The 22643-nt window shown below is 63.9% G+C and carries 21 protein-coding genes and 1 tRNA gene; 8 read left to right on the top strand and 14 right to left on the bottom strand.

Annotated elements, in window-relative coordinates; all coding sequences use genetic code 11:
• The first annotated feature begins 58 nt into the window (after window positions 1-58).
• From dusB to hflX, 7 genes are all read left to right on the top strand, one after another.
• Window positions 59-1078, top strand: a complete 1020-nt coding sequence (dusB, locus tag GRI47_RS05170; protein WP_160660266.1) for a tRNA dihydrouridine synthase DusB — start codon at window positions 59-61, stop codon at window positions 1076-1078.
• A complete protein-coding gene (locus tag GRI47_RS05165) occupies window positions 1075-2151 on the top strand; it encodes a two-component system sensor histidine kinase NtrB (protein ID WP_160660265.1) in 1077 nt (358 codons plus the stop codon). The genes dusB and GRI47_RS05165 overlap by 4 nt, the downstream gene beginning before the upstream one ends.
• Window positions 2148-3560, top strand: coding sequence for a sigma-54-dependent transcriptional regulator (locus GRI47_RS05160; RefSeq protein WP_160660264.1), 1413 nt, complete (start codon window positions 2148-2150; stop codon window positions 3558-3560). The genes GRI47_RS05165 and GRI47_RS05160 overlap by 4 nt, the downstream gene beginning before the upstream one ends.
• A 61-nt stretch (window positions 3561-3621) precedes the next feature.
• Window positions 3622-5931 (top strand): sensor histidine kinase, encoded by a 2310-nt coding sequence (locus GRI47_RS05155; protein WP_160660263.1) that lies wholly within the window; start codon window positions 3622-3624, stop codon window positions 5929-5931.
• Window positions 5932-5937: 6 nt separating this feature from the next.
• Window positions 5938-7308 (top strand): nitrogen assimilation response regulator NtrX, encoded by a 1371-nt coding sequence (gene ntrX / locus GRI47_RS05150; protein ID WP_160660262.1) that lies wholly within the window; start codon window positions 5938-5940, stop codon window positions 7306-7308.
• Between the two features lie 156 nt (window positions 7309-7464).
• On the top strand, window positions 7465-8040 hold the full coding sequence (gene hfq, locus GRI47_RS05145; protein ID WP_160660261.1) for an RNA chaperone Hfq: 576 nt from the start codon (window positions 7465-7467) through the stop codon (window positions 8038-8040).
• Window positions 8041-8057: 17 nt separating this feature from the next.
• The gene (hflX, locus tag GRI47_RS05140) at window positions 8058-9407 is read left to right on the top strand and encodes a GTPase HflX (protein ID WP_160660260.1); all 1350 of its coding nucleotides are present in this window, start codon (window positions 8058-8060) and stop codon (window positions 9405-9407) included.
• On the opposite strand, the gene mazG is transcribed toward hflX, so the two are convergent.
• From mazG to GRI47_RS05090, 10 genes are all read right to left on the bottom strand, one after another.
• The gene (mazG, locus tag GRI47_RS05135; protein WP_160660259.1) at window positions 9391-10152 is read right to left on the bottom strand and encodes a nucleoside triphosphate pyrophosphohydrolase; all 762 of its coding nucleotides are present in this window, start codon (window positions 10150-10152) and stop codon (window positions 9391-9393) included. The genes hflX and mazG overlap by 17 nt on opposite strands.
• Before the next feature lie 58 nt (window positions 10153-10210).
• Complete coding sequence (locus GRI47_RS05130; protein WP_160660258.1) at window positions 10211-10378, bottom strand: hypothetical protein; 168 nt, start codon at window positions 10376-10378, stop codon at window positions 10211-10213.
• Window positions 10375-11142, bottom strand: a complete 768-nt coding sequence (locus GRI47_RS05125; RefSeq protein ID WP_160660257.1) for an MBL fold metallo-hydrolase — start codon at window positions 11140-11142, stop codon at window positions 10375-10377. Before GRI47_RS05125 ends, GRI47_RS05130 begins: the two co-directional genes overlap by 4 nt.
• The gene (locus GRI47_RS05120) at window positions 11139-11918 is read right to left on the bottom strand and encodes a TatD family hydrolase (RefSeq protein ID WP_160660256.1); all 780 of its coding nucleotides are present in this window, start codon (window positions 11916-11918) and stop codon (window positions 11139-11141) included. The genes GRI47_RS05125 and GRI47_RS05120 overlap by 4 nt, the downstream gene beginning before the upstream one ends.
• Window positions 11918-13477, bottom strand: a complete 1560-nt coding sequence (gene metG / locus GRI47_RS05115; RefSeq protein ID WP_160660255.1) for a methionine--tRNA ligase — start codon at window positions 13475-13477, stop codon at window positions 11918-11920. Before metG ends, GRI47_RS05120 begins: the two co-directional genes overlap by 1 nt.
• A complete protein-coding gene (locus GRI47_RS05110; RefSeq protein ID WP_160660254.1) occupies window positions 13470-14423 on the bottom strand; it encodes a DNA polymerase III subunit delta' in 954 nt (317 codons plus the stop codon). The genes metG and GRI47_RS05110 overlap by 8 nt, the downstream gene beginning before the upstream one ends.
• Window positions 14420-15067: a dTMP kinase gene (gene tmk, locus GRI47_RS05105; RefSeq protein WP_160660253.1), complete on the bottom strand. Its 648-nt coding sequence runs from the start codon at window positions 15065-15067 to the stop codon at window positions 14420-14422. Before tmk ends, GRI47_RS05110 begins: the two co-directional genes overlap by 4 nt.
• Window positions 15064-16218: a D-alanyl-D-alanine carboxypeptidase family protein gene (locus tag GRI47_RS05100; RefSeq protein WP_237452620.1), complete on the bottom strand. Its 1155-nt coding sequence runs from the start codon at window positions 16216-16218 to the stop codon at window positions 15064-15066. Before GRI47_RS05100 ends, tmk begins: the two co-directional genes overlap by 4 nt.
• 44 nt (window positions 16219-16262) lie before the next feature.
• Entirely contained in the window at window positions 16263-17180 is a 918-nt protein-coding gene (locus GRI47_RS05095) for a septal ring lytic transglycosylase RlpA family protein (RefSeq protein WP_337190642.1), read from the bottom strand.
• Between the two features lie 97 nt (window positions 17181-17277).
• Window positions 17278-18303 (bottom strand): lytic murein transglycosylase, encoded by a 1026-nt coding sequence (locus GRI47_RS05090; RefSeq protein WP_160660250.1) that lies wholly within the window; start codon window positions 18301-18303, stop codon window positions 17278-17280.
• Between the two features lie 163 nt (window positions 18304-18466).
• Here GRI47_RS05090 and GRI47_RS05085 point away from each other — a divergent pair.
• A tRNA-Ser gene (locus GRI47_RS05085) sits at window positions 18467-18556 on the top strand.
• 80 nt (window positions 18557-18636) lie between these two features.
• On the opposite strand, the gene GRI47_RS05080 is transcribed toward GRI47_RS05085, so the two are convergent.
• From GRI47_RS05080 to GRI47_RS05065, 4 genes are all read right to left on the bottom strand, one after another.
• Entirely contained in the window at window positions 18637-18819 is a 183-nt protein-coding gene (locus tag GRI47_RS05080; protein ID WP_160660249.1) for a hypothetical protein, read from the bottom strand.
• 107 nt (window positions 18820-18926) lie between these two features.
• Window positions 18927-20789: a cation:proton antiporter domain-containing protein gene (locus GRI47_RS05075; RefSeq protein ID WP_160660248.1), complete on the bottom strand. Its 1863-nt coding sequence runs from the start codon at window positions 20787-20789 to the stop codon at window positions 18927-18929.
• Between the two features lie 28 nt (window positions 20790-20817).
• Window positions 20818-22233 (bottom strand): dihydrolipoyl dehydrogenase, encoded by a 1416-nt coding sequence (gene lpdA, locus GRI47_RS05070; RefSeq protein WP_160660247.1) that lies wholly within the window; start codon window positions 22231-22233, stop codon window positions 20818-20820.
• An 8-nt stretch (window positions 22234-22241) separates the two neighbouring features.
• Entirely contained in the window at window positions 22242-22640 is a 399-nt protein-coding gene (locus GRI47_RS05065) for an acyl-CoA thioesterase (RefSeq protein WP_160660246.1), read from the bottom strand.
• Between the last annotated feature and the right edge of the window lie 3 nt (window positions 22641-22643).

Raw genomic sequence — 22643 nt, 5'->3', positions numbered from 1 at the left:
TTGCCGATTTCGCCGCAATGCACTAAGCGCCTGCCCAATATTTAGGCACGCATTCGACATGACCCAGCTCACTCCCCCGCCGGTTCCGCCCCGGCCCATCGCGATCGGCAATGTGACGATCGATATGCCGGTAATCCTGGCGCCGATGACCGGCGTCACCGACCTACCTTTTCGCAAACTCGTCCGCCGCTACGGTTCAGGCCTCAACGTCACCGAGATGATCGCGAGCCAAGCCGCAATCCGCGAAACGCGCCAGAGCGTGCAGAAGGCAGCGTGGGACCCGATCGAGGAGCCGGTGTCGATGCAGCTCGTCGGGTGCGATCCGGTCTCGATGGGAGAGGCGGCCAAGCTCAATGCCGATCGCGGCGCCGATATTATCGACATCAATTTCGGCTGCCCGGTCAAGAAAGTGGTCAACGGCCTCGCCGGATCGGCGCTGATGCGCGAAGTGCCGCTGGCGACGAAATTGATGGAGGCCACGGTCAAGGCGGTTGACGTGCCAGTGACGGTCAAGATGCGTATGGGGTGGGACCATGCCAGCCTCAACGCGCCCGAACTGGCGAAAATCGCCGAGGATTTGGGCGTGAAGATGATCACCGTCCACGGGCGCACCCGCAACCAGATGTACAAGGGCAGCGCGGACTGGGCTTTCGTGCGCAAGGTGAAGGAAGCGGTCTCGATCCCGGTGATCGTCAATGGCGACATCTGCACGCTTGAGGATACCGCCGCGGCGCTCGAACAGTCGGGGGCGGATGGCGTGATGATCGGGCGAGGGGCCTATGGCAAGCCGTGGCTGCTGGCGCAGGTCATGCATTGGTGGAAGACCGGAGAGCGGCTCGTCAGCCCGAGCTTTCACGAGCAATATGAGGTGCTTGTCGGCCATTATCGCGAAATGCTAGACCATTATGGCGAGGAGGTCGGCGTAAAGATCGCGCGCAAGCATCTGGGGTGGTACACCAAGGGGATGCACGGTTCGGCCGAATTCAGACACCGGGCGAACTTCATCGACGATCCGGCTGTAGTGCTTGCCGAAATCGAGAAATTCTACGAACCGTTCCTGCATCGGCGCGCCGCATGACGACCGCGCTGGCGGCGCCCGATCCGGCGGTGCTGATCGCGGGGCTGGTCTTCGCGGTTCTCGTCATCGATCCCGATCACCGTCTCGCCCGGGCCAATCCTGTGGCCGAGGAACTGTTCGGGCAGAGCGAGGCGCGGATGCAGGGCAAGCCCATTGCCCAGATCGCGATGTTCGAGGAACCCCGTATTGCCGCGCTGCTTACCGACGCCGAAGCGCAATTCGTGGCGCGTGACCTTATCTTGGGAGTCGAGGCGGGGCATCGGCGCGTCAATCTCACCTGCTCGCCCGTTCCCTCGCATCTTGGCTGGCGTGTTTTGACGTTTTCCGAGATCGGGCAGGGCGAGCGCGATGCCGACGGTGACGAGCGCGTCGAGCTGCGCGCTCCCGCCGTTCTCGCGCATGAAATCAAGAACCCCCTCTCCGCGATCCGTGGCGCCAGTCAATTGCTCGAACGCCGCGCGAACGATCGCGACCGTCCGCTCGCGAGGCTGATCGCGGGCGAGGTGGACCGGATCGCGGAACTCGTCGACCGGATGCAGCAGCTCGGCAGTCGCCCTGCAACGCCCTCGAAAGAGCCCTGCAACCTCCATCAGGCGATCCGCAATGCCATTTCGACCGTTTCGACGGGGCGGGATGGCGCAGTTTCCATCGAGGAGGCGTTCGATCCCTCGCTCCCTCCGGTCGCGGCGGATGCGGCGACTTTGGAACAGGTGCTGATCAATCTGGTGGCGAATGCCTGCGATGCGGCGTGCGATGCCGAAAGCCCGCGCGTGACCGTACGGACGCGGTTTGCCAGCGGGCTGGTGTTCAACGCGATCCGGTTCGGCAAGAGCACGCGCCTGCCGATCGAGATCATCGTCAGCGACAATGGCGCTGGCGTCGATCCTGCCCTGCGCGATCATATTTTCGAACCCTTCGTGACAGGTAAGACAGGGGGGCAGGGGCTCGGCCTCGCCTTGGTGCGCAAGCTGGTCCGCGATCTTGGCGGGCGGGTTTCGCATGAACGCGACGAGCGCGCGGGCCTCACCCGATTTCGCATCAACCTGCCGGTCGCCGAAGGAGCGGGCGCATGAGCCATTCGGTCCTGCTGGTCGAGGACGATCGCGCGATCGCCACTGTCGTGTCCGAGGCGCTGGGTGAAGAGGGGTATCGGGTCACCGCCTGCACCTCGATCGCGCGGCGCGACGCCTTACTGGCCGAGGCGGAATTCGACGTCATGCTCACCGATATCGTGCTCGAGGACGGTGATGGGCTCGACGACATCGCGGCGCTGCGCAGCAAGGCCCCGGCCATGCCGGTTATCGTCCTGAGCGCCCAGAACACGCTCGACACCGCAGTGCGCGCCAGCGACAGCGAGGCGTTCGAATATTTCCCCAAGCCCTTCGATCTCGATGCGCTGCTGCGCGCCGTGGCGCAGGCCGTCGCGCGAAACGAAGGGGGCGCCGCTGCCACCGGGCCGAGCGATGAAGGGCTACCCTTTATCGGTCGCAGCCAGGCGATGCAGAGCGTCTATCGCATGATCACCAAGGTCCTGCGCAACGACCTCACCGTGCTGGTGACCGGTGAATCGGGCACGGGCAAGGAGTTGGTGGCCGAAGCCATCCATCAATTGGGCTCGCGGCGGACTGGCCCGTTCGTGGCGATCAACATGGCGGCGATCCCGCACGACCTCATCGAAAGCGAATTGTTCGGCCACGAACGGGGCGCTTTCACCGGCGCGGTCGCGCAGGCGATCGGAAAGTTCGAACAGGCGAATGGCGGCACGCTGTTCCTCGACGAGATCGGCGACATGCCTGCGGAGGCGCAGACCCGGCTGCTGCGCGCCCTGCAATCGGGAAGTATCCGGCGGGTCGGTGGGCGGAACGAGATCGCGGTCGATGTGCGGATCGTCGCTGCCACCAACCGCGCGCTCGCGCCGATGATCGCGGCGGGCACCTTCCGCGAGGATCTGTTCTATCGCCTCAATGTCGTGCCGATCGAACTGCCGCCCTTGCGCGACCGGCGCGAGGATATCGGCGCTCTGGCCCGCCATTTCCTCGGTCAGGCCGAAAGCGAGGGCCTGTCGCGCCACACGATCACCGACGCGGCCGTCGATGCGCTTGCCGCTCTTTCCTGGCGCGGCAATGTGCGGGAATTGCGCAATGTCGTGTTTCGCCTCGCGCTCAACGCGCGCCAGGACGCGATCGACCGGACGCTGGTCGAGGAGGTCGTGGCGGGGGAAAACCATTCGACCGAGGCCGAGACGAGCGATAGCTTCGCTTCGGCACTCGACGCTTTCCTTGCTGAGGCCAGCCCGCGTCCGGGCACGCTCTATCACGCGGCTCTCGCCCGATTCGAGAAACCGCTGATCGAACACGCGCTGCGGTCGATGGACGGCAATCAGCTTCGCGCCGCGGAACTGCTCGGCATCAATCGCAACACGCTGCGCAAGAAGCTGGACGAGCTCGAAATCAAGCCCGAGCGGTTCGCCCGGCGACGATAGCGGGCGGTTCGGCGAATTTGGGCTTGCATATAAACCACACCATCGTTGTAACTACGCAACGATGGCGAGCCAGGCCTATTCTTCTTCTTCACGCCCTCCGCCACGCTGGCTGCGCCGGTTCGTGGTCGCGGCCCGGCGTTCGAACGTCTTTCTGCTGCTCGAAATATTCTTCGCCGGCGCCCTTCTCGCAGTGGTCGCCAGCACCTGGCTGACATTCGCGGATGCGCCGCCTGGCGGCCAGTCATTGCCGCCGAGCCAGGTAGCCGGCCTGCTGATCGGGGGGCTGGTTCCGGCCATGGCCCTCCTCGTCCTGCTCGGGCGCAGGCTCGCGATCAAGCGGGCCGCGGGCAGCACCGCGCGCCTCCACGTCCGGCTCGTCTTCCTTTTCTCGCTGATTGCTGCGGTTCCGACCTTGCTGGTTGCGGGTTTCGCGGCCTTCCTCTTCCAGTCGGGCGTCGATTTCTGGTTCTCCGACAATTCGCGCGGCCTGATGGAAAACACGCGGCAGCTCGCCGAGAGTTTCTACGAGGAAAATCAGGTCGATGTCGGAAACGAGACCGTGGCGATGGCGGGCGATATGCGGTTCTACCTCGAACGCGGATCGCTCGTGGACGAGGCGTTTCCCAACTTCTATCGCTATCAGGCGGAACCGCGCGACATCAGCGAAAGCGCGATCCTTCAGGCCATGCCGGACGGGACGGTGCGCACCGCGTTTCTCTACGGGGTCAATGAAGGCACCGAACCGGCTTCCTTTGCCGAACGCTTCCTAGCCCCGGTCCGCAGCGGAGAGCCGGTCGCGATTGCGGGGAGCGAGGGCCGCATCGAAGCCCTGGCGCCGATCGACCGGGAAAGCGGAATCTATCTTTACAATTCCCGCACGGCGCAGGCGGATTCGTTCCGCAGCTGGCAGGCCGCGACCAATATTTCGACCGCTTATGATGCGCTGACCCTACGCGCGCGCGCGCTGCAATTGCGCTTCAATCTGGCGCTGTTCTTCGTCAGCCTCGGTCTGGTCGGTCTCGCGGTGTGGTTCGCCCTGCGCTTCGCCGATCGACAGGTCGAGCCGCTTACCAGCCTGGTCGCCGCGGCGCGCGAGGTGGGCGGAGGCAATTTCGCCATGCGGGTCGACGGGCGTACCGGCGCCGACGAGATTGGCCTGCTTAATCGCGCCTTCAACCGCATGACCGCGCAGTTGGAGAAGCAGACCGATGCGCTCGTCTCTGCCAATCGCCAGCTCGACGAGCGGCGCGATTTCATCGAGGCGGTGATCGAATCGGTCAGCGCCGGCGTCATGTCCATCGACGCGAAGGGCCGCATCCTCCTCATGAACGGTCCGGCGGAACGGTTGCTTCTCGGTCACCGAGCCGATGACCCGACCGGGCGAGATGGGGAAGGAGAAGGGGAGCGGACTGTTCACAGCCTCGTTCCGCAGATCGCGGCCATGGTCGCGGGCGGTCTGGAGCAGGGTATCGTCGGCTACACCAAGGGGAGCGACCTTTTGACGCTGGCCGTGAAGATCGCGCGCGAACGCGATGGGCACGTCATTACGTTCGAGGATATCACGCGCCAGCTGCTCGACCAGCGGCAGGCCGCCTGGTCCGACGTGGCGCGCCGGATCGCGCATGAGATCAAGAACCCGCTGACCCCGATCCAGCTCGCCACCGAAAGGCTGAAACGCCGCTATCGCCGCCAGATCCATGAAGACGGCGAATTGTTCGACGAGTTGACCGACACCATCAAGCGCCAGGTCGGCGATCTGCGGACGATGGTTGACGAATTTTCCAGCTTCGCGCGCCTCCCCAAGCCTGTCTTCCGCCCCGAGGACGCGCTCGACCTGACGCGCCAGTCGCTGTTCCTCCAGGAAGTCGGCCATTCGGAAATCGATTATCACCTGACCGGCGACATCGAAGGTCCGATCCGTATCCAGTGCGACCGCCACCAGTTCGGCCAGGCGCTGACCAACGTGCTCAAGAACGCTGCCGAAGCGGTCGAGGCCGAAGCGACGCGAAAGGTCGGACCGGATTATCGGGGCCGGATCGAGGTCGCGATCGAGACAGCTGAAGACAGTATCGCCATCGCGATCGCGGATAACGGTGTGGGCCTGCCCAAGGATCGCGAGCGGATCGTCGAGCCTTACGTGACGACCCGCGAGCGCGGCACCGGGCTCGGCCTCGCGATCGTGAACAAGATCGTCGAAGAACATGGCGGCGACATGCAGTTCGCCGTCCGTCCTGAAGGTGGCACGCGGGTAACCCTTCGTTTCGCGCGCGATCCGGGACACCCCGGCGATCAGGCGGGCGAGCCTGCGCGTGCCCCCAACGCGCCCGACGACGCGCAAGACGACGCGCAAGATAATAAAGATACGAGGTAGATTACCATGGCACTGGACATCCTGATCGTCGACGACGAGCGCGATATTCGCGAGCTGGTCTCCGGCGTCCTCAGCGACGAAGGCTATGATTGCCGCACCGCGGGCGACAGCACTTCCGCGCTGGAGGCGATCGACGCCAAGCGGCCAAGCCTCGTCCTGCTCGACGTATGGCTTCACGGCAGCCCGATGGACGGGCTCGAAGTGCTCGACGCGATCAAGGTGCGCGAACCGGACCTGCCGGTGATCATCTTCTCGGGCCATGGAAATATCGACACGGCGGTGTCGGCCGTCAGCCGCGGGGCCATGGATTTCCTTGAGAAACCGTTCGAGGCCGAACGCCTGCTCCTTCTCGTCGAACGCGCGACCGAAACCGAACGACTGCGGCGCGAGAACACGCGGTTGAAGAGCCATCTGGTGGGTGGCGAGGAGTTCAACGGGAACAGCAACGCGATCACGCAGGTGCGCGCCACCTTGAAGCGCGTGGCCAATACCGGCAGCCGCGTGCTGATCTACGGACCGGCGGGGGCGGGCAAGGAAGTCGCGGCGCGGCTCCTCCATTCCTGGAGCCCGCGCGAGAATCACGCCTTCGTCATCGTCAATTCCGCGCGCATCACGCCCGAACGCTTCGAGCACGAATTGTTTGGCGAGGAACAGGACGGAAAGCTCGTGCGGCCGGGCCTGTTCGAACTCGCCGACGGGGGAACGCTCTATCTCGACGAGGTGGCGGACATGCCGCTTTCGACTCAGGCGCGGATTTTGCGTGTCCTGACCGAACAGAGCTTCGTGCGGGTAGGCGGCTCGCGCCAGATCGGCGTTGATGTCCGCGTCGTTTCCTCGACCGCCCGCGATCTCCAGAAGGAAATGGAGGAAAAGCGGTTCCGCGAGGATCTGTTCTATCGCCTCAACGTCGTGCCGGTCACCGTCCCCTCTCTTGCCGAGCGGCGCGACGATATCCCCGCGCTGGCGGCGCATTTCTTCGCGCGCTACGCCGCCGAACAGGGACTGCCGCCGCCCACCATCAGCGACGAGGCCATGGCCGCGCTCCAGGCCTATGACTGGCCGGGCAATGTGCGCCAGCTGCGCAACGTGGTGGAACGGACGGTCATCCTGACCCCGCGCGAGGAGTTCGACACGGTCGAGCCGGGAATGCTCGCGGGCGAGGTTACCGGAGGCAAGCTGGGCGGGGGAGGGGCGCTCACCGCGATGATGGGCGCGCCTTTGCGCGAAGCGCGTGAAAGCTTCGAACGCGAATATCTCTCCGTCCAGATCCGGCGTTTCTCGGGTAATATCTCGAAAACGGCGACTTTCATCGGGATGGAGCGGTCCGCCCTGCATCGCAAACTGAAACTGCTAGGAATGACCGATCGCCGCGATTAAGCGGAACGCGATGCGATTAAGACCATTTGCGTAAGGTGTGGGGCATCGCCACATTCCAAGGCGCAAGTTACCGAATCTGTCTGCGTTATCATGCGATGGAAGGTTCAGATTGCGGCCCGAGGCTGAAGGGTCGCCAAATATAAAGGAGGCAGATCAATGTCCGAACGCACTCTCAGCGCCCGCCCGCGCCCTCCCAAGCCGGAGCCGGAAAAACCCGAAGTGAAAAGCAAAGCGGTGAAGGGCGGCGCGAAAAACGGGCGACCGCAGAACCTTCAGGATGCTTTCCTCAATCTGCTGCGACGCGATAAGACGCCGGTGACCATGTTCCTGGTCAAGGGTGTGAAGCTCCAGGGCATAATCACCTGGTTTGATAATTTCTCGATCCTGCTGCGGCGCGATGGGCAATCGCAACTCGTCTATAAGCACGCCATTTCCACCATCATGCCCGGATCGCCCGTCGATGCTGCGCAATTTGCCAGTCAGGGCTCGGGCGCGAAGCAGCGTCTGTTGCAGGACGTCTTCCTCAGCCGGGTGAGCGACGCCGAAGTCCAGGTCACCATGTTCCTGGTCAATGGCGTGATGCTTCAGGGCGCGATCGCCGCTTACGACCTGTTCTGCATGTTGCTGGAACGCGAGGGCTACGTCCAGCTCGCCTACAAGCACGCTGTATCGACGATCCAGCCAGCCACCGCGGTCGATCTGACCGAGGATGACGAGGACGACGACCTCTGAGTTTCGATGACGATCTGATGGGCGAGGTATCGCGCGGTGCGCGCGCCCTCGTCATCGTGCCTGACATCCGCGGCCAGTCGCGCGAACTAGATGCCGAGGCGCGGTTGGAGGAGGCGAAGGGGCTGGCGCTCGCGATCGGTATCGTCGTCGCGGAAGGGATCGTCCTGCCCGTGCGCGATGTGAAGCCGAACACGCTGTTCGGGTCTGGGCAGGTCGAGAATATCGCCACCACCTGCGAGATGGAGGACATCGAGCTGCTGGTGGTCGACGGTTCGCTCAGCCCGATCCAGCAGCGCAATCTCGAGGACAAGCTCAAGCGGAAGGTGATCGATCGCACCGGGCTGATTCTTGAGATCTTCGGTGAGCGAGCCGCCACGGCGGAAGGGCGCTTGCAGGTCGAGCTGGCGCATCTCGATTACCAGCAGAGTCGCTTGGTGCGCAGCTGGACTCACCTGGAGCGTCAGCGCGGTGGCTTCGGTTTCCTTGGCGGGCCCGGCGAAACCCAGATCGAGGCCGACCGGCGCATGATCCGCACGCGCATGGGGCGCCTGCGCAAGGAGCTTGAGCAGGTGCGCAAGACCCGCACTCTGCACCGCGAAAGGCGGGGCCGGGCTCCGTGGCCCGTGGTGGCGCTGGTGGGATACACGAACGCAGGAAAGTCCACTCTCTTCAACCGCATGACCGGCGCGCAGGTCATGGCTGAGGACCTCCTGTTCGCGACGCTCGATCCGACCATGCGCGCGGTCTCGCTGCCGGGGATCGAAAAGGCTATCCTGTCCGATACGGTGGGCTTCATTTCCGATCTGCCGACTCAATTGGTGGCCGCGTTTCGCGCCACTTTGGAGGAGGTCACCGCCGCCGACGTCATCGTCCATGTCCGCGACATGGCCAATCCCGATGCCGCGGCGCAGAAGCGCGAAGTGCTCGCCATTCTGGCCGATCTTGGCGTCATGGACGAGGATGGGATCAGCACGATCCCGATTGTCGAGGCGTGGAACAAGTGGGACGCGCTTTCGGACGAGAGGCGTGCCGAGATCGAACCGCTCGCCGCCGACGACGAGGACGTGATGGCGATTTCCGCCATGACGGGGGAGGGCGTCGACGCGCTGACCGAGCGGTTGGGGCGTCTGCTGACGAGCGGGGCGCGGCGCTATGCGATCACTTTGTCCGCTGCGGACGGATCGCGGATCGCCTGGCTGTACGCACACGGCGAGGTGTATGACGACAGTCCGGCGGAAAACGACGAGGCTCTTTTACAGAGCGGGCCGTGGCGCACGATCGAGGTACGCCTGACCGACAAGGAACTCGGCCGGTTCGAGGCGCTGGGTGGCGAAGCGGATGCGGAACCGCTTATTCGTCGCGCTTGACGGTCTGCCAGAGCTTTTCCTGCTCGGCGAGCGAGAGCGCGGCGAAATCTCCTGAGGCCTTTTCCTCCATTGCCCGATAGCGTCGCTCGAATTTGGCATTGGCCGCGCGCAACGCGTTTTCGGCGTCGATGCCGTGGGCGCGGACGAAATTCACCGTGGCGAACAGCAGATCACCAGCTTCTTCCTCTAGGGTTTCCGGGGAAGCGGTTTTAAGCTCTTTGATTTCCTCGATGATTTTCGCTTCCGGTCCATCAGTGTCCGGCCAGTCGAACCCATCACGCGCTGCGCGTTTCTGGAGTTTGTGCGCGCGCATCAAGGCCGGCAGCGCCAGCGCGACCCCGTCCATCGCACTAGTGCTTCCTCGCGATTGTCGTTCGGCGGCCTTGAGGGTTTCCCAGCGCGTTTCGCCCATTGTCCCGCCTTCGTCACCGAAGATATGCGGGTGTCGGGCCTCCATCTTGTCGGAGATAGACCGCGCGACATCCTCAAAAGCGAACAGTCCGGCTTCCTCCGCCATCCGGGCATGGAAGACGACCTGGAGCAGGAGATCGCCGAGTTCGTCTCGCAAATCCGCCATATCGCCGCGTGCAATCGCGTCGGCGACCTCATAGGCTTCTTCCAGCGTATACGGCGCGATCGAAGCGAAGTCCTGTGCGAGGTCCCATTCGCAACCGCGCTCGGGGTCGCGCAAGCGCGCCATGATCGCGAGAAGGCGGGTCAGTTGAGGGTTTTGTGCATCGGTCATGAAGGACCCACCGGATTGATAATATATATTATGTTAAATATAGGGGCGTCTGAAGCCATCAGGATATGGCATCCACGAACAGGACGGCGATGCCGAAAATCGCCACCCATGCCCCTGCCATGATGAGCGTTCGGCGCAGGTCGAGCCGATGGGTTCTCAGCGCTCCCAGCGCGAGGATCAGAAAGCCGATCAGCGAGATGACCGAAACGATCTGATATTCGTTCACAGTTTCACCTCGAGACCGTCGAACCCGACCGTGACGTTCTTCGGAACTTCCTTGGACAAGGTTTTGTAATCCATACTCTTGTCGAGATGCGTCAGGACGAGTTTTCTGGCTCGGCAGCGTTTCAGGAGATCGATCGCCATGCCGATCGTCGCATGGGACGGATGCGGATCACGGCGCAGGCAATCGCTGATGATGAGATCCGCACCGTCGAAACAGGCGACCATGGCATCGGTGATTTCGCTGTAATCGGTCGCATAGACCAGGCTCGCGCCGTCCGCTTCGAACCGATAGCCGGTGCTGGTGGTCGGCCCATGCGGCATTTCGACCGCGGCAAGGCCGAACCCTGCGACCATGCGGACATCTTCCACCGGCTTGATGTCGATCAGCGTTGGATACCCATGTTGCCCCTCGAAGATATAATCGAAGCGCCGCTTGAGGTTTGCCATGACCGGTGCGCGCGCCAGACCCGGCAGCGCGTTGCTGCGCGAATAGCGCATGACGCGCAGATCATCGATGCCGTGGCAGTGGTCGGCATGATCGTGGGTCCACAACACGGCATCCACGCGGTCGATCCGGTTGGCCAGCAATTGGTTTCTGAGATCGGGCGAGGTATCGACGAGAACCCTTTGGCCTGCATCGTTTTCCACCACGATCGACACGCGGCTGCGGCGGTTTCTCGGTTCCGCTGGATCGCAGGCACCCCAATCCTCGTCGATCCTAGGGACGCCGGTCGAGGTCCCCGAGCCGAGCATCAGGAATTTCACGGACGAACCGCCTTGGAGAACAGCGCGTAGAAGTTCTCGGTCGTGCGCGCGGCCAGCTCCTCCAGCGTATCGCCGCGAAGCTCGGCTAGGAACCCGGCCGTGTCTCGAACGAAGCCGGGTTCGCACGTTTTCCCGCGATGCGGGACCGGCGCGAGGAAGGGACTGTCGGTTTCCACCAGCAGCCGGTCTTGCGGAACGGTCTTGGCAACCGCCTGCAAGTCCTTGGCATTCTTGAAGGTTACGATTCCCGACAGCGAGATCGACAGGCCCAGATCGAGGACTTTCTCGCCGAACTCCGCCGAGGCCGTGAAGCAATGGATGAGCGCGGGAAACGCCCCCTTCCCCATCTCGTCCGTCAGGATGGCGAGCGTATCCTCCTCGGCATCGCGCGTATGGATGATGAGCGGGAGGTTCGTGCGCCGCGCGACCGCGATATGGAGGCGGAACAGGCGCTGCTGCACGGCGCGGTCGGAATGCTCGTAATAATAGTCGAGCCCCGTTTCGCCGATACCGATGACGCGCGGGTCCTGGGTCGCTTGATAGAGCGCCTCTTCAGTCAAATCCTGATGGTCGTCCGCGTTATGCGGGTGGATGCCGACGCTCGCATAGACATCGGGCGCGCGATGTGCGGTCTCGACGACCTGATCCCACTCGCTCCTCTTGGTCGAGATATTCAGGAACGCACCCACACCGGCCGCTCGCGCGCGATCGAGAACGGCGTCCTGATCTTCGACCAGGCCCTTATATTCAAGGTGGCAATGGCTATCGACCAGCATCAGGTTGCCTCGGCATCGGGCAGGTCAAGGCGCGGGAATTGAGGCTCGGGCTTGCCGATCCGATGCCCTGACGAAACGAGCGCGCCGTACCAGCTCTGGTTGGCAAGGTCGGCATAAGTGCGCTGGTCTTCGGCGATGCCAAGCATATCCAGCACGGCCTTGGCCTTGCTGGGCACGACGGGCTGGATCGCGAGCGCGAGATCGCGGATCGCGACGTAGAGCGTCAACAAGACCGCCTCCATCCGCTTCGGATCGGTCTTGCGCAACGCCCAGGGGGCCTGCTCGTCGACATACTGGTTGCACGCCCACACCGCCTGCATCCACGCTTCGATGCCGGTGCTGAAGGAAAGCGCCTCGAACTCGCGCGGCAGAGCTTCACGGCAGGCCGATTGTACCATGGAAAGCAGGGCCTTATCTTCACCCGATGCCTCGAAATCAAGGATGGCGCCGTCCATGTTCTTGGCGATCATCGACAAGGTCCGCTGCACCAGATTGCCGAAACTGTTGGCGAGTTCGGCATTGCAGCGCGCCACGATCGCCTGCGGGGAATAGCTGCCGTCCTGCCCGAAGGCGACTTCGCGCATCAGGAAGTAGCGCAGATTATCGACGCCGAACGTCTCGGCCAGCGCGAGCGGATCGGTCACGTTGCCGAGCGACTTCGATTCCTTCTGCCCGCGATTGAGGATGAAACCGTGGCCGAACACCTTTTGCGGCACCGGGAGATCGGCGCTCATCAGGAAGGCCGGCCAATAGACGGTGTGAAAACGGACGATATCCTTGCCGATCAGATGCAGGCTGGCAGGCCAGAATTTGCGCCATTCCTCGGTATCTTCCGGGTAGCCGAGGCCGGTGATGTAATTCGTGAGCGCATCGACCCAGACATACATCACATGGTCGTCGCTCCCCGGTACCTTCACGCCCCAGTCGAAGCTGGTGCGGCTGACCGACAGATCCCGCAGGCCCTGCGAGACGAAAGCGATCATCTCGTTGCGGCGGCTCTCCGGTTCGAGGAAGCCGGGGTGGTTGAGCAATTCGAGCAGGCGATCCTGATAGTTGGAAAGGCGGAAGAACCAGCTTTCCTCGACCGTCCATTCCACCGGGGTGCCCTGGGGCGACAGCTTGGCGCCCTCGGCGTCCTCGCTCAGCTCGCTCTCGTCGTAATAGGCTTCGTCGCGGACTGAATACCAGCCTTCGTAGCGATCGAGATAAAGGTCGCCCTTCGCCTCCATCGCGCGCCAGATCGCCTGGCTGGCGGCATGATGATCCGGCTCCACCGTGCGGATGAACCGATCGTAGGAAATATCGAGAGTGTCGTCCATCACTCTGAAATATCCCGACATTTCGTCGGCAAGTTCGCGCGGGGTGCGGCCCTGTTCCTCGGCCTTGCGCGCCATTTTGAGGCCGTGTTCGTCAGTCCCGGTCTGGAAGCGGACGTCGCGCCCGCGCAGACGCTGGAAACGTGCGATGACATCGGCGGCGATCGCCTCGTAGGCGTGGCCGATATGGGGGCGACCATTGGGGTAATTGATCGCCGTCGTGATATAGAAGGGTTCAGACATTGGCGCGTTCGCTAGCCGGGGCGGCTCCGGCGAGCAAGGTGCCGATTTCCATCGCCAGCAGGCCGGGGTCGTAATTGTAGGTCGCCAGCTCGCCGGTCAGGCGCACCAACTCGGCATGGGCTTCGACACGCGGCGTCAGTGTGTCCGCCGGGAGCGTGTCGAGGTCTTCGTCGAGGATGGAGCGCGCGAGATCGAGTGCGGCTTCGAGCTTCGCGCGATCGGGGCGCGCACCGAGCGAGGCGGCGAGTTCGCCGCGCAATACGAACCCGGCATCCCCCTCGCCCAGGATCCTCCGCATCAGCTCCGCGACCGGACCGAGGCCGCTGGCAATGAAACCGAGCGCGCGACCGGGCGATCCAGCGGCTGCGGCGATCGCGGCGGAGCGGGTGGCGGCATCGCAATCGGATGCCTGTTCGACGAGGATCGCTTCCATCGCATCGTCCGGCAGGGCAGCGAAGCGGAGCGTGCGGCACCGCGAGCGGATCGTGGGCAGCAACCGCGAAGGCCGATGGCTGACGAGCAGGAAATAGGTGCCGCGCGGCGGCTCCTCCAGGCTCTTCAGCAGGGCGTTCGACGCGTTGCGCTCCATATCGTCGGCCGGGTCGATGATGATCGCGCGCCTTTCGCCCAGTGTGGGGCGGGTCGTCAGCCGTTGCTGCATGGCGCGGATCTGCGCGATCGCGATATTGCGCTTGGTTTCGTAAGGCTTGCCCTCCTCGCGCTTCTTCTCTTCCTTGTCGTCCTTGGGGAGATTGGTGAGTACATGGATATCGGGGTGCTGCTCCAGTCCCGGCGCGGCCCCGACCAGCTCACGCGCCGCGGCGAGGGCGAACTGCATCTTGCCCAGCCCCGCCTTGCCCGCCAGCAGCCAGGCATGGTGCATCCGCTCGCCCTCCAGCGCATCGCGCCAGGCCGCGCGGGCGTTATCATGCCCGATCAATGTCATGTACCACCGTCGAGCAAAGGCGATACCGCCTGCCAGACACGCTCGGCGACCTGATCCGGCTCGCCCATTCCATCCACCACCGCGAAGCGATCGGGTTCCGCCTCGGCGAAGCGCACGAAGGCAGCATTGACGCGCGCGTGATAGGAGGCGTCCCGCCCGCCGATCGCATCACTCGTATCGCCATCGCGCGCGGACAGCCGGGACGCGATCGTCTCGGCATCGGCGGTGATAACCACGGTCAAATCCGGCAGCAGTCCCTCGCTGCCCCGATCGTGCAGGGCGCGCACCAGATCGTCCCCCAGATCGCCGGCGAGCCCCTGATAGGCGCGACTCGAATCCAGGAACCGGTCGCAGACGACCCATTTCCCGTGCGACAAGGCAGGCCGGATCAGCTGCGCGACATGATCGGCGCGCGCGGCGGCGAACAGCAGCGCTTCGGCGCGCATGGGCCAGCCTTCGCCCGGAGGATCGAGCAGGAGCGTTCGGATCGCCTCGGCACCAGGCGTACCTCCCGGCTCGCGCGTAAGCACCGTGTCGAGATTGCGGGCACGAAGCCGTTCGGCCAGCAGGCGCGCCTGCGTGGACTTGCCGGTCCCCTCCCCACCCTCGAACGCGATGAAGCGCGCATTCTCGTCCGCGCTCATCCCGCCCAGCCCCACAATCCGTTAAAGACACGCTGGATCACAGTCGCTTCGGTCACCGGACGCTCGGCATAGAGCGGCAGCGTATTCACCTGCTCGCCATCGACCGTCACGATAAGGCGAGCCACCTCCTCGTCATCGGCGATCGGCGCGCGTAGAGGGCCCTCATAACGCACGGCGAGATCGACCTTGGGCATCCTGCCATGCGGAACCGATAGCCGCACGGGCCGGTGCGAAACCAGCCCGATCTCGGATACCCCGCCATCCTGTACCTTTGCGGTCGCGATGCGCTCGTTCGTTTCGAAGAGGCGGCGGCTGTCGAAATTGCTAAAGCCCCATTCGATCAGCGCGCGGGCCGCGTCATTGCGCTCCCGCCCGCGCGGGGAAGCGGCCACAACCATGACGAGCCGCCGTCCATTGCGCTCCGCACTGCCGAGAAAGCCGTAGCCCGCCTGATTGGTGAAGCCGGTCTTGATGCCATCCGCACCCGGCACGACGCCGCGGATGGGATCGTGATTGTTCTGGCGAATGCCGTTATATTCCAGCCCCTTCTTGCCCACGAAGTGGTGATATTTCGACGGGTGGCGCCGGATCATCGCGCTACCGAGCGTGACGAGATCGCGGGCGGTGACGAAGGTCTGCCCGTCATCCATCCACCCGTTCGGTGTGTTGAAATGGCTGTCCGCCATGCCGAGCCGCGCGGCCGTGTCGTTCATCGCCGCCGCCCAGCGCGCGACCGATCCGGCGGCGCCTTCCGCCAGCACGACCGATGCATCATTGGCGGAAACGGTGGTAATTCCGTGCAGCAATTCATCGACCGTGATGCGCGCATCGTGCGGCAGATACATGGTCGATCCCTTGCGGTTCCAGGCGCGGAACGTGTCGGGCCGGACAGTCATCACCTGTTGCGGGAAGAGCTTGCCGCGCTCCATCCATTCGAACGCCACCATGGTGGTCATGACCTTGGTGATGGAGGCGGGCATGAAACGCCGGTCTTCCTCGCGGGCGAACAGGGTCTGCCCACTCGACAGATCGACGAGCATGGCGATTGGTGCTTCGTAGGGTGTCGGAATGCGCGCATCCACAGCGGGGGCTGCGTGACCTGCCGAGGTGGCCGCCAATGCGCCGCCCAGGCCGAGACTCAGGAATTTCAAACGAAGCCGCACTTTCGCTCCCGCACCGGAAAGCGTCCGGCGCTCTATCTGGTAGTGACGATCTGCGCGTCCCTATAGCCCGCTCCGCGCACCTTGGCGAGCGCGCTGGCCGCCTCTCCACGGTTGGCGAATGGCCCCACGCGAACCCGGAAGAGCGATCCCGCCGGTTCGAGATAGCCGCCGATGGCGTCGGCCACCTTCTGGGCCGAAGCGCGCGAGGAATAGGCGCCTGCCTGCACCGCGAAATCCCCGCGCGCTGCCGGTGTCGCTGCGGGAGCGGGCGGAGTCACGTCCTCGGTCGCCGCCGGGGATGCCGGACTGGGGGCAGGAACGGGCGAAGGTGTCGGGCGCGCTTCGGTCGGCGCAGGCTCGATCTGCGTCGTCGGGTCGATAGTCTCGATAGGCGCACGCGGGGTGTCGCCCGCTGCGCCTGTTCGTGCGCCGCTCGTCTGCTTGGCGAGCGAGACGCTGCCGACTTCGGGCAATTGGCGCTTGAGCACGTCGAGCAGGCCCTGCGGCGTCTCCATGCGCGGATCGACGCTGCGGTCGGCGCGCAATTCGGCGCGCTGATCCTCGGGCGGGTTGACGCGGCGCACCCGCACGGGAGCGCCCTCGCCCACGCCCAGCTGTGCCGCTGCCGCGCGCGAGAGGCCGAGCAGGCGGGTATTGGTCATCGGGCCGCGCCTTTCGACGCGGGCGAGGATCGTGCGCCCGCTTTCGAGCGAGGTGATCTCGACATAGCTCGGCATGGGAAGCGTGCGATGGGCGACCGTAATCCCGTCCGCCGTGTCGTCGTCGAAAGTCGCGTATCCGACCTCGTCGTAATTATAGGTATCCGCAGGCGTATAGGTGATCCCGTCGATGGTGAACGGTTCACCCAGAACCATGGGGTAATCGGCAGCCGGACCGGTCGGAATCGAACGCGCCGCGCTCGGCGCTGAAGCCTGTGCAGCCGAATCCACGCCCCCGAACCCGCCAAGCCCGCACGAGACTAGCGACAGCGTCGATGCGCCACAAAGCAGGAGCGTTCCTGTGCGCGACAGCGGAAGGCCTATGCGGCTAACGGGAAATCTCATCGGCCAGCAGCCCCACACTCATCGCGTAATAGTTCGAACAGTTATATTCGAGGATAACCCGATAATTTGTGGTTAAGAGCCATGCCGGTGTGCCCGGCCCGTCCGGGCGGAAGAGGGACACCATCGTTCCGGCGGGCAAGGGCCGCTGGGGCTGGATGCCCAGAGCGCGCCATTCTTCCACGGTCTTGAACTGGCTGTGCCGTTCGTGGACGCGCGGACAGACCGGGGCGACCAGTTCGGTGGCCACGCTGTCGGTATTGAAGCTCGACGGCACGTAGGCAGGCACGCCCCAGGGCTCGCCAGTCCGCCATCCGGCATCGCGGAAATAATTGGCGATCGAGGCTAGCGTATCGCTGCGATTGGTGAAGATGTTCGCGCGCCCGTCGCCATCGCCATCGGTGGCGAGGCGCAGATAGACGCTGGGGAGGAATTGCGGATTGCCGAACGCCCCCGCCCAGCTGCCCTTCAATTCGGAGCGCGAATAGCCCTTGTCAGCGACCTTGAGCAGATCGATGAACTCCGCCTCAAACAGATCGCGGCGGCGGCCTTCCCAGGCGAGCGTCGCCAGCGCCTGCGACAGGTCGAACCCGCCGCGCACCGCGCCATAGGCCGTCTCATGCCCCCAGATGGCGACGAGGATATCGCCGGGCACGCCATATTCCTGCTCGATCCCGCGCAACACGCCGCTCGCCGAACGGTATTCGCGCCGCCCGCCATTGATCCGCGCGGCATCGACATGGCGATCGATATAGGCGGACAGGGGCGGGTATCCGCTGCCGGAAGATGAGCCGGGCTGGTCGCGGTCGAGTTCGATCACCCGCGAACTCGGTTCGAGCCCGGCGGTCATCCGCGCGATGGTGCTCTCGCTCACCCCCTGGGCGCGGGCCTTCGCGATGACCAATTGCAGGTAGGCGTCGAACGACAGATTGCCCTGGGCCGCAGCGGGCGAGGCGATCGCCAGGGACGAAAGGGAAAGCGCGGCGCTGGCGAGGAGGTGCTTGATTTTCATAAGGCGCTTGTCTCACAGGCGGGATGAACAAGAAATGTCGTCTGTCGCTTACCCGAAACGGCCTGTCTTCGTTCCCGAAATTTATCCGCTTGCGATGTCTGATTCCAAGCGCGATTTCGAGACGTGACATCGGCGCAGGTTCACAGTAGCGCGGACGAACCGCGGACAGGTGGCAGAGCGGTTGAATGCACCGGTCTTGAAAACCGGCGAGGGTGCAAGCCCTCCGTGGGTTCGAATCCCACCCTGTCCGCCATCCATTCCGAGCCACGCAATTTTTGAAACAAAAGCCGGACCGAATCGAAATCCGGCCCGGCCCTGTCGTAAACGGTCCGCTTATTCGCCCTTGTCAGGCGATGGGGTCAGCGACTGATCCTGCCGCTGCTTTTTCGGATAATCCTCGGGACTGGCGCTCGACTGATTTTTCAGCGCGATATGGTCTTCAACCAGACCGCCATCCCGATCCCCTTCCGGTTCGTCACGCAAGCCCTGCGGTTCGTCATCGATTTCGTATTCCATCGCAAACTCCTCTCCGACGACCAACGTTTGAACAAAGACATGGCTCCGCCATGGCCGACCGTTGCGCCGAATCGCTGGATAATCGCGCCTGAGCGAGTGAGGGGGGCTCAGGAGGGGCGTTTGCGCAGTATATCGTCCATCTGTTCGCGCAGGATCGGGTCCCATTCCGAGCGCAATTCCCGCACCCGCGCAATCAGCGCCTCGTTCTCGTGATAGGGAATGTCGAGGCGGTAGAGATTGGCGATGTCGCGCATGGTGCTGCGATCCATGGTCTCGAACGCGTCAGCGGCCGCTTCGGCCTGGGCCTCGTCCATCCCCAGCGCCTCGAACGCGGAGCGGCCCATGCGCAGCGAACTGTCATAAGTCTCGCGCACGATGTCGCGGCATCCGTAAGCCCATAATTCGTAGACGTGGTTGCGATCGATCGCGCGGGCGAGGACGTGGAGGTCGGGGAAATTCTTGACCGCGTATTTCACCAATCTGTCGATCTGCTCCCGCTCGTCGAGCGCGACGACCAGCAGCCGCGCCTTCTCGATTCCCGCCGATGCGAGCAGGTCGGGCCGGGTGGCATCGCCGAAATAGGTGCGGAAACCGAATTTCCGCACGATCTCGAGCTGGTGCGAATCGTAATCGATCACGGTGGTGGAATAGCCAGCGGCTTGCAGCATCCGGTCGACGATCCCGCCCATGCGCCCGCGCCCGGCGATGATGACCGGATTTTCCTCCTCGATCGCGTCCGCCTCGCGCTCGTCGCCCGCGCAATAGGCATGGGCGATGACCTTGTCGTAGAAGATGAAAAGCAGCGGCGTGAGCAGCATGGTCAGCGCCACAACCAGCAGCATCAGATCGGCTAGCGCAGTGTCGAAGACCGCACTTGCGATCCCGAAAGAAATCAGGACGAAGGCGAACTCGCCCGCCTGGGGCAGGCTGAGCGCGAATAGCCAGAGCGCCTGCTTGCGAAGCCCGTAGAGCCAGCCCACGGCCAGCAGAACCGCCATCTTGGCCGCAATCGTCACCACCGCCCAGAACAGGACGGTCGGCCAGATATCGCTGGCGAGGCCGAAATCGATGCCTGCCCCGACGGTGATGAAGAACAGGCCGAGCAACAGGCCTTTGAAAGGATTGATGTCGCTTTCCAGCTCATGCCGGTATTCGCTGGTAGCGAGGACGACGCCCGCGACGAAGGCGCCCAGCGCCGGGCTGAGACCCACCAGCGACATAAGGAGAGCGATGCCGATCACCACCACCAGTGCGGCGGCGGTGAAAAGCTCGCGCAGATTGGCGGCGGCGATATAGCGGAAGAGCGGACGGATCGCATAGATCCCGAGCGCGACGACAGCGCCCACCGCCGCGAGGCGCACAAGGGCTGCCAGCCAGACCGGCATGGCCGCGGTCAGGTCGATCCCGCTATGATGTGCCGCATCACCCGCATGTGCGCCCGCCACCGCCAGCAGCTCCGGCATGGCGAGAAAGGGCAGCAGAGCGAGGATCGGGATCACCGCGACATCCTGCACGAGCAGGACGCTGAAACTCGCCTCGCCCCCTTCGGAGCGCATCAGGTTTTTTTCAGTCAGGGTCTGGACGATAATGGCGGTGGAGGACAGCGCCAGGACCATCCCGATCGCCAGCGCCGTTTGCCAGGGCCGGTCATCGATCAGCGCGATGCTGGCGATGGCGAGCGTGGTCAGCAGCACCTGTCCGCCGCCCAGCCCCAAAAGCTTGCCGCGCATTGCCCACAACCGCTTCGGCTCGAGTTCCAGCCCGACGATGAACAGCATCATCACCACGCCGAATTCGGCGAAGACCTGCAAGGCCTCGACATCCACCCGCAGCGCCGCGAGCAGCGGACTGATCGCCATGCCTGCGAGGAGATATCCCAGTACCGAACCGAGCCCGAACCGGCTCGCCAGCGGGACGGCGACCACGCTGGCGACGAGGATCAGGAAAGCGAGAATGAGGAAACCGGTCATCTCGCCCCGACCCTTTCAGCAGACGTCATCAGATATGCAGCGCCCGTCCATAGCTCGCAAGCACGCTTTCATGCATCGATTCGCTGATCGTGGGATGCGGGAAGACGGTGTTCATCAGCTCCGCTTCGGTCGTTTCCAGCGTCTTGCCGACGACGAAACCCTGGATCATCTCGGTCACTTCGGCACCCACCATATGCGCGCCCAGCAATTCGCCGGTCTTGGCGTCGAAAACGGTCTTCACGAAGCCTTCCGCCTCGCCCAGCGCGATGGCCTTGCCATTGCCGATGAAGGGGAAGGTGCCTGCCTTGACCTCGTGACCCGCTTCCTTCGCCTTCGCTTCGGTCAGACCGACGCTGGCGATCTGCGGGTGGCAGTAGGTACAGCCGGGGATGTTGCCGCGGTCGAGCGGATGCGGATGAACGTCCTTGTTGCCCAGTTCCTTGGCGATCGCTTCGGCGCAGGTGACGCCCTCATGGCTCGCCTTGTGAGCCAGCCACGGGCCGGGCGTGCAATCGCCGATGGCCCACAGGCCCTTCGATTTCGTGCGGCCATAAGGATCGATCTGGATGAAGCCGCGATCCATCTCGGCGAGTTTTTCGAGACCGATATTCTCGGTGTTGGGCACGATGCCGATGGCGGTGATGCAGTGCGAAAACTCGGTTTCGGCGACTTTGCCGTCCTTGCCTTTGATCTTCGCTTTCACGCCCTTGTCGGACACCTTGATGTCCTCGACCCCGGCGCCGGTCATGATCGTCATGCCCTGCTTCGTGAGCGATTTCTCGAGGAAGGCGCTGACGTCCTTGTCCTCCACCGGCACGATCCGGTCGAGCATTTCGACAACGGTCACATCGACGCCCATATCGTTGTAGAAGCTGGCGAATTCGATCCCGATCGCGCCCGATCCGATAACCAGGAGCTTGGTCGGCATTTCGCTCGGCGTCATGGCGTGGCGATAGGTCCACACACGCTTGCCGTCGGCCTTGGCGAAAGGCAGGTCGCGCGCGCGGGCCCCGGTGGCGACGATCACGTGCTTGGCGGTGAGCTTCTCCTCGCCCTTTTCGCCCTTGACGGTGAGCGAGGTCGGGCCGGTCAGCGTGCCCTCGCCCATATGCACAGCGATCTTGTTCTTCTTCATCAAGTGCGTGACGCCCTGATTGAGCTGCTTCGCGACGCCGCGGCTGCGCTTCACCACCGCGTCGAGATCGGCCTCGATTGCGCCCGCGATCTTGAGCCCGTAATCCTTGGCGTGCTGCGCGTAATGCAGGATTTCCGCGCTCCGCAGCAGCGCCTTGGTCGGGATGCAGCCCCAATTGAGGCAGATCCCGCCAAGCAATTCGCGTTCGACGATGGCGGTTTTCAGTCCCAACTGCGCGCAGCGAATGGCCGCAACATAGCCGCCGGGACCGGAGCCGAGAACGATGACGTCATAGGAAGTGTCAGCCATAAACCTCTCTAATCGTTAGCCGAAAGTGCAGCTTGCGCTGCCATGCGAACGGGCCGTGGTTTGTCCTCGTCGTCGAGGAGGACGAATTTGAAAATGCCTTGCGCGACCTTGGTCTCGGCCTCGCCATTGCGGGTGCGCGCGATCGCTTCGACAGCAATGGTCAGCGAGGTGTTTCCGGTTTCGGCGAGGTCGCCATAGACGGACAATTCGTCGCCCACCGCCATCGCGCCGGGGAAGCCGAAATCGCTGGCCGAGACGACCACCGCCTTGCCCTCGCCCACGCGGCTCGCCAGCGACCCCGCGCCCAGGGCCATCTGGCTCATCAGCCAGCCGCCGAACACGCCGCCATAGGGGTTGGTGTCGCTCGGCATGGCGGTGACGCGGATTAGGGGAGTGCGTTCAGACATCGT

Origin of the sequence: Qipengyuania pelagi, from assembly GCF_009827295.1 — a bacterium.
GTDB lineage: Bacteria > Pseudomonadota > Alphaproteobacteria > Sphingomonadales > Sphingomonadaceae > Qipengyuania > Qipengyuania pelagi.
This window is presented reverse-complemented; position numbering and strand designations above follow the sequence as displayed.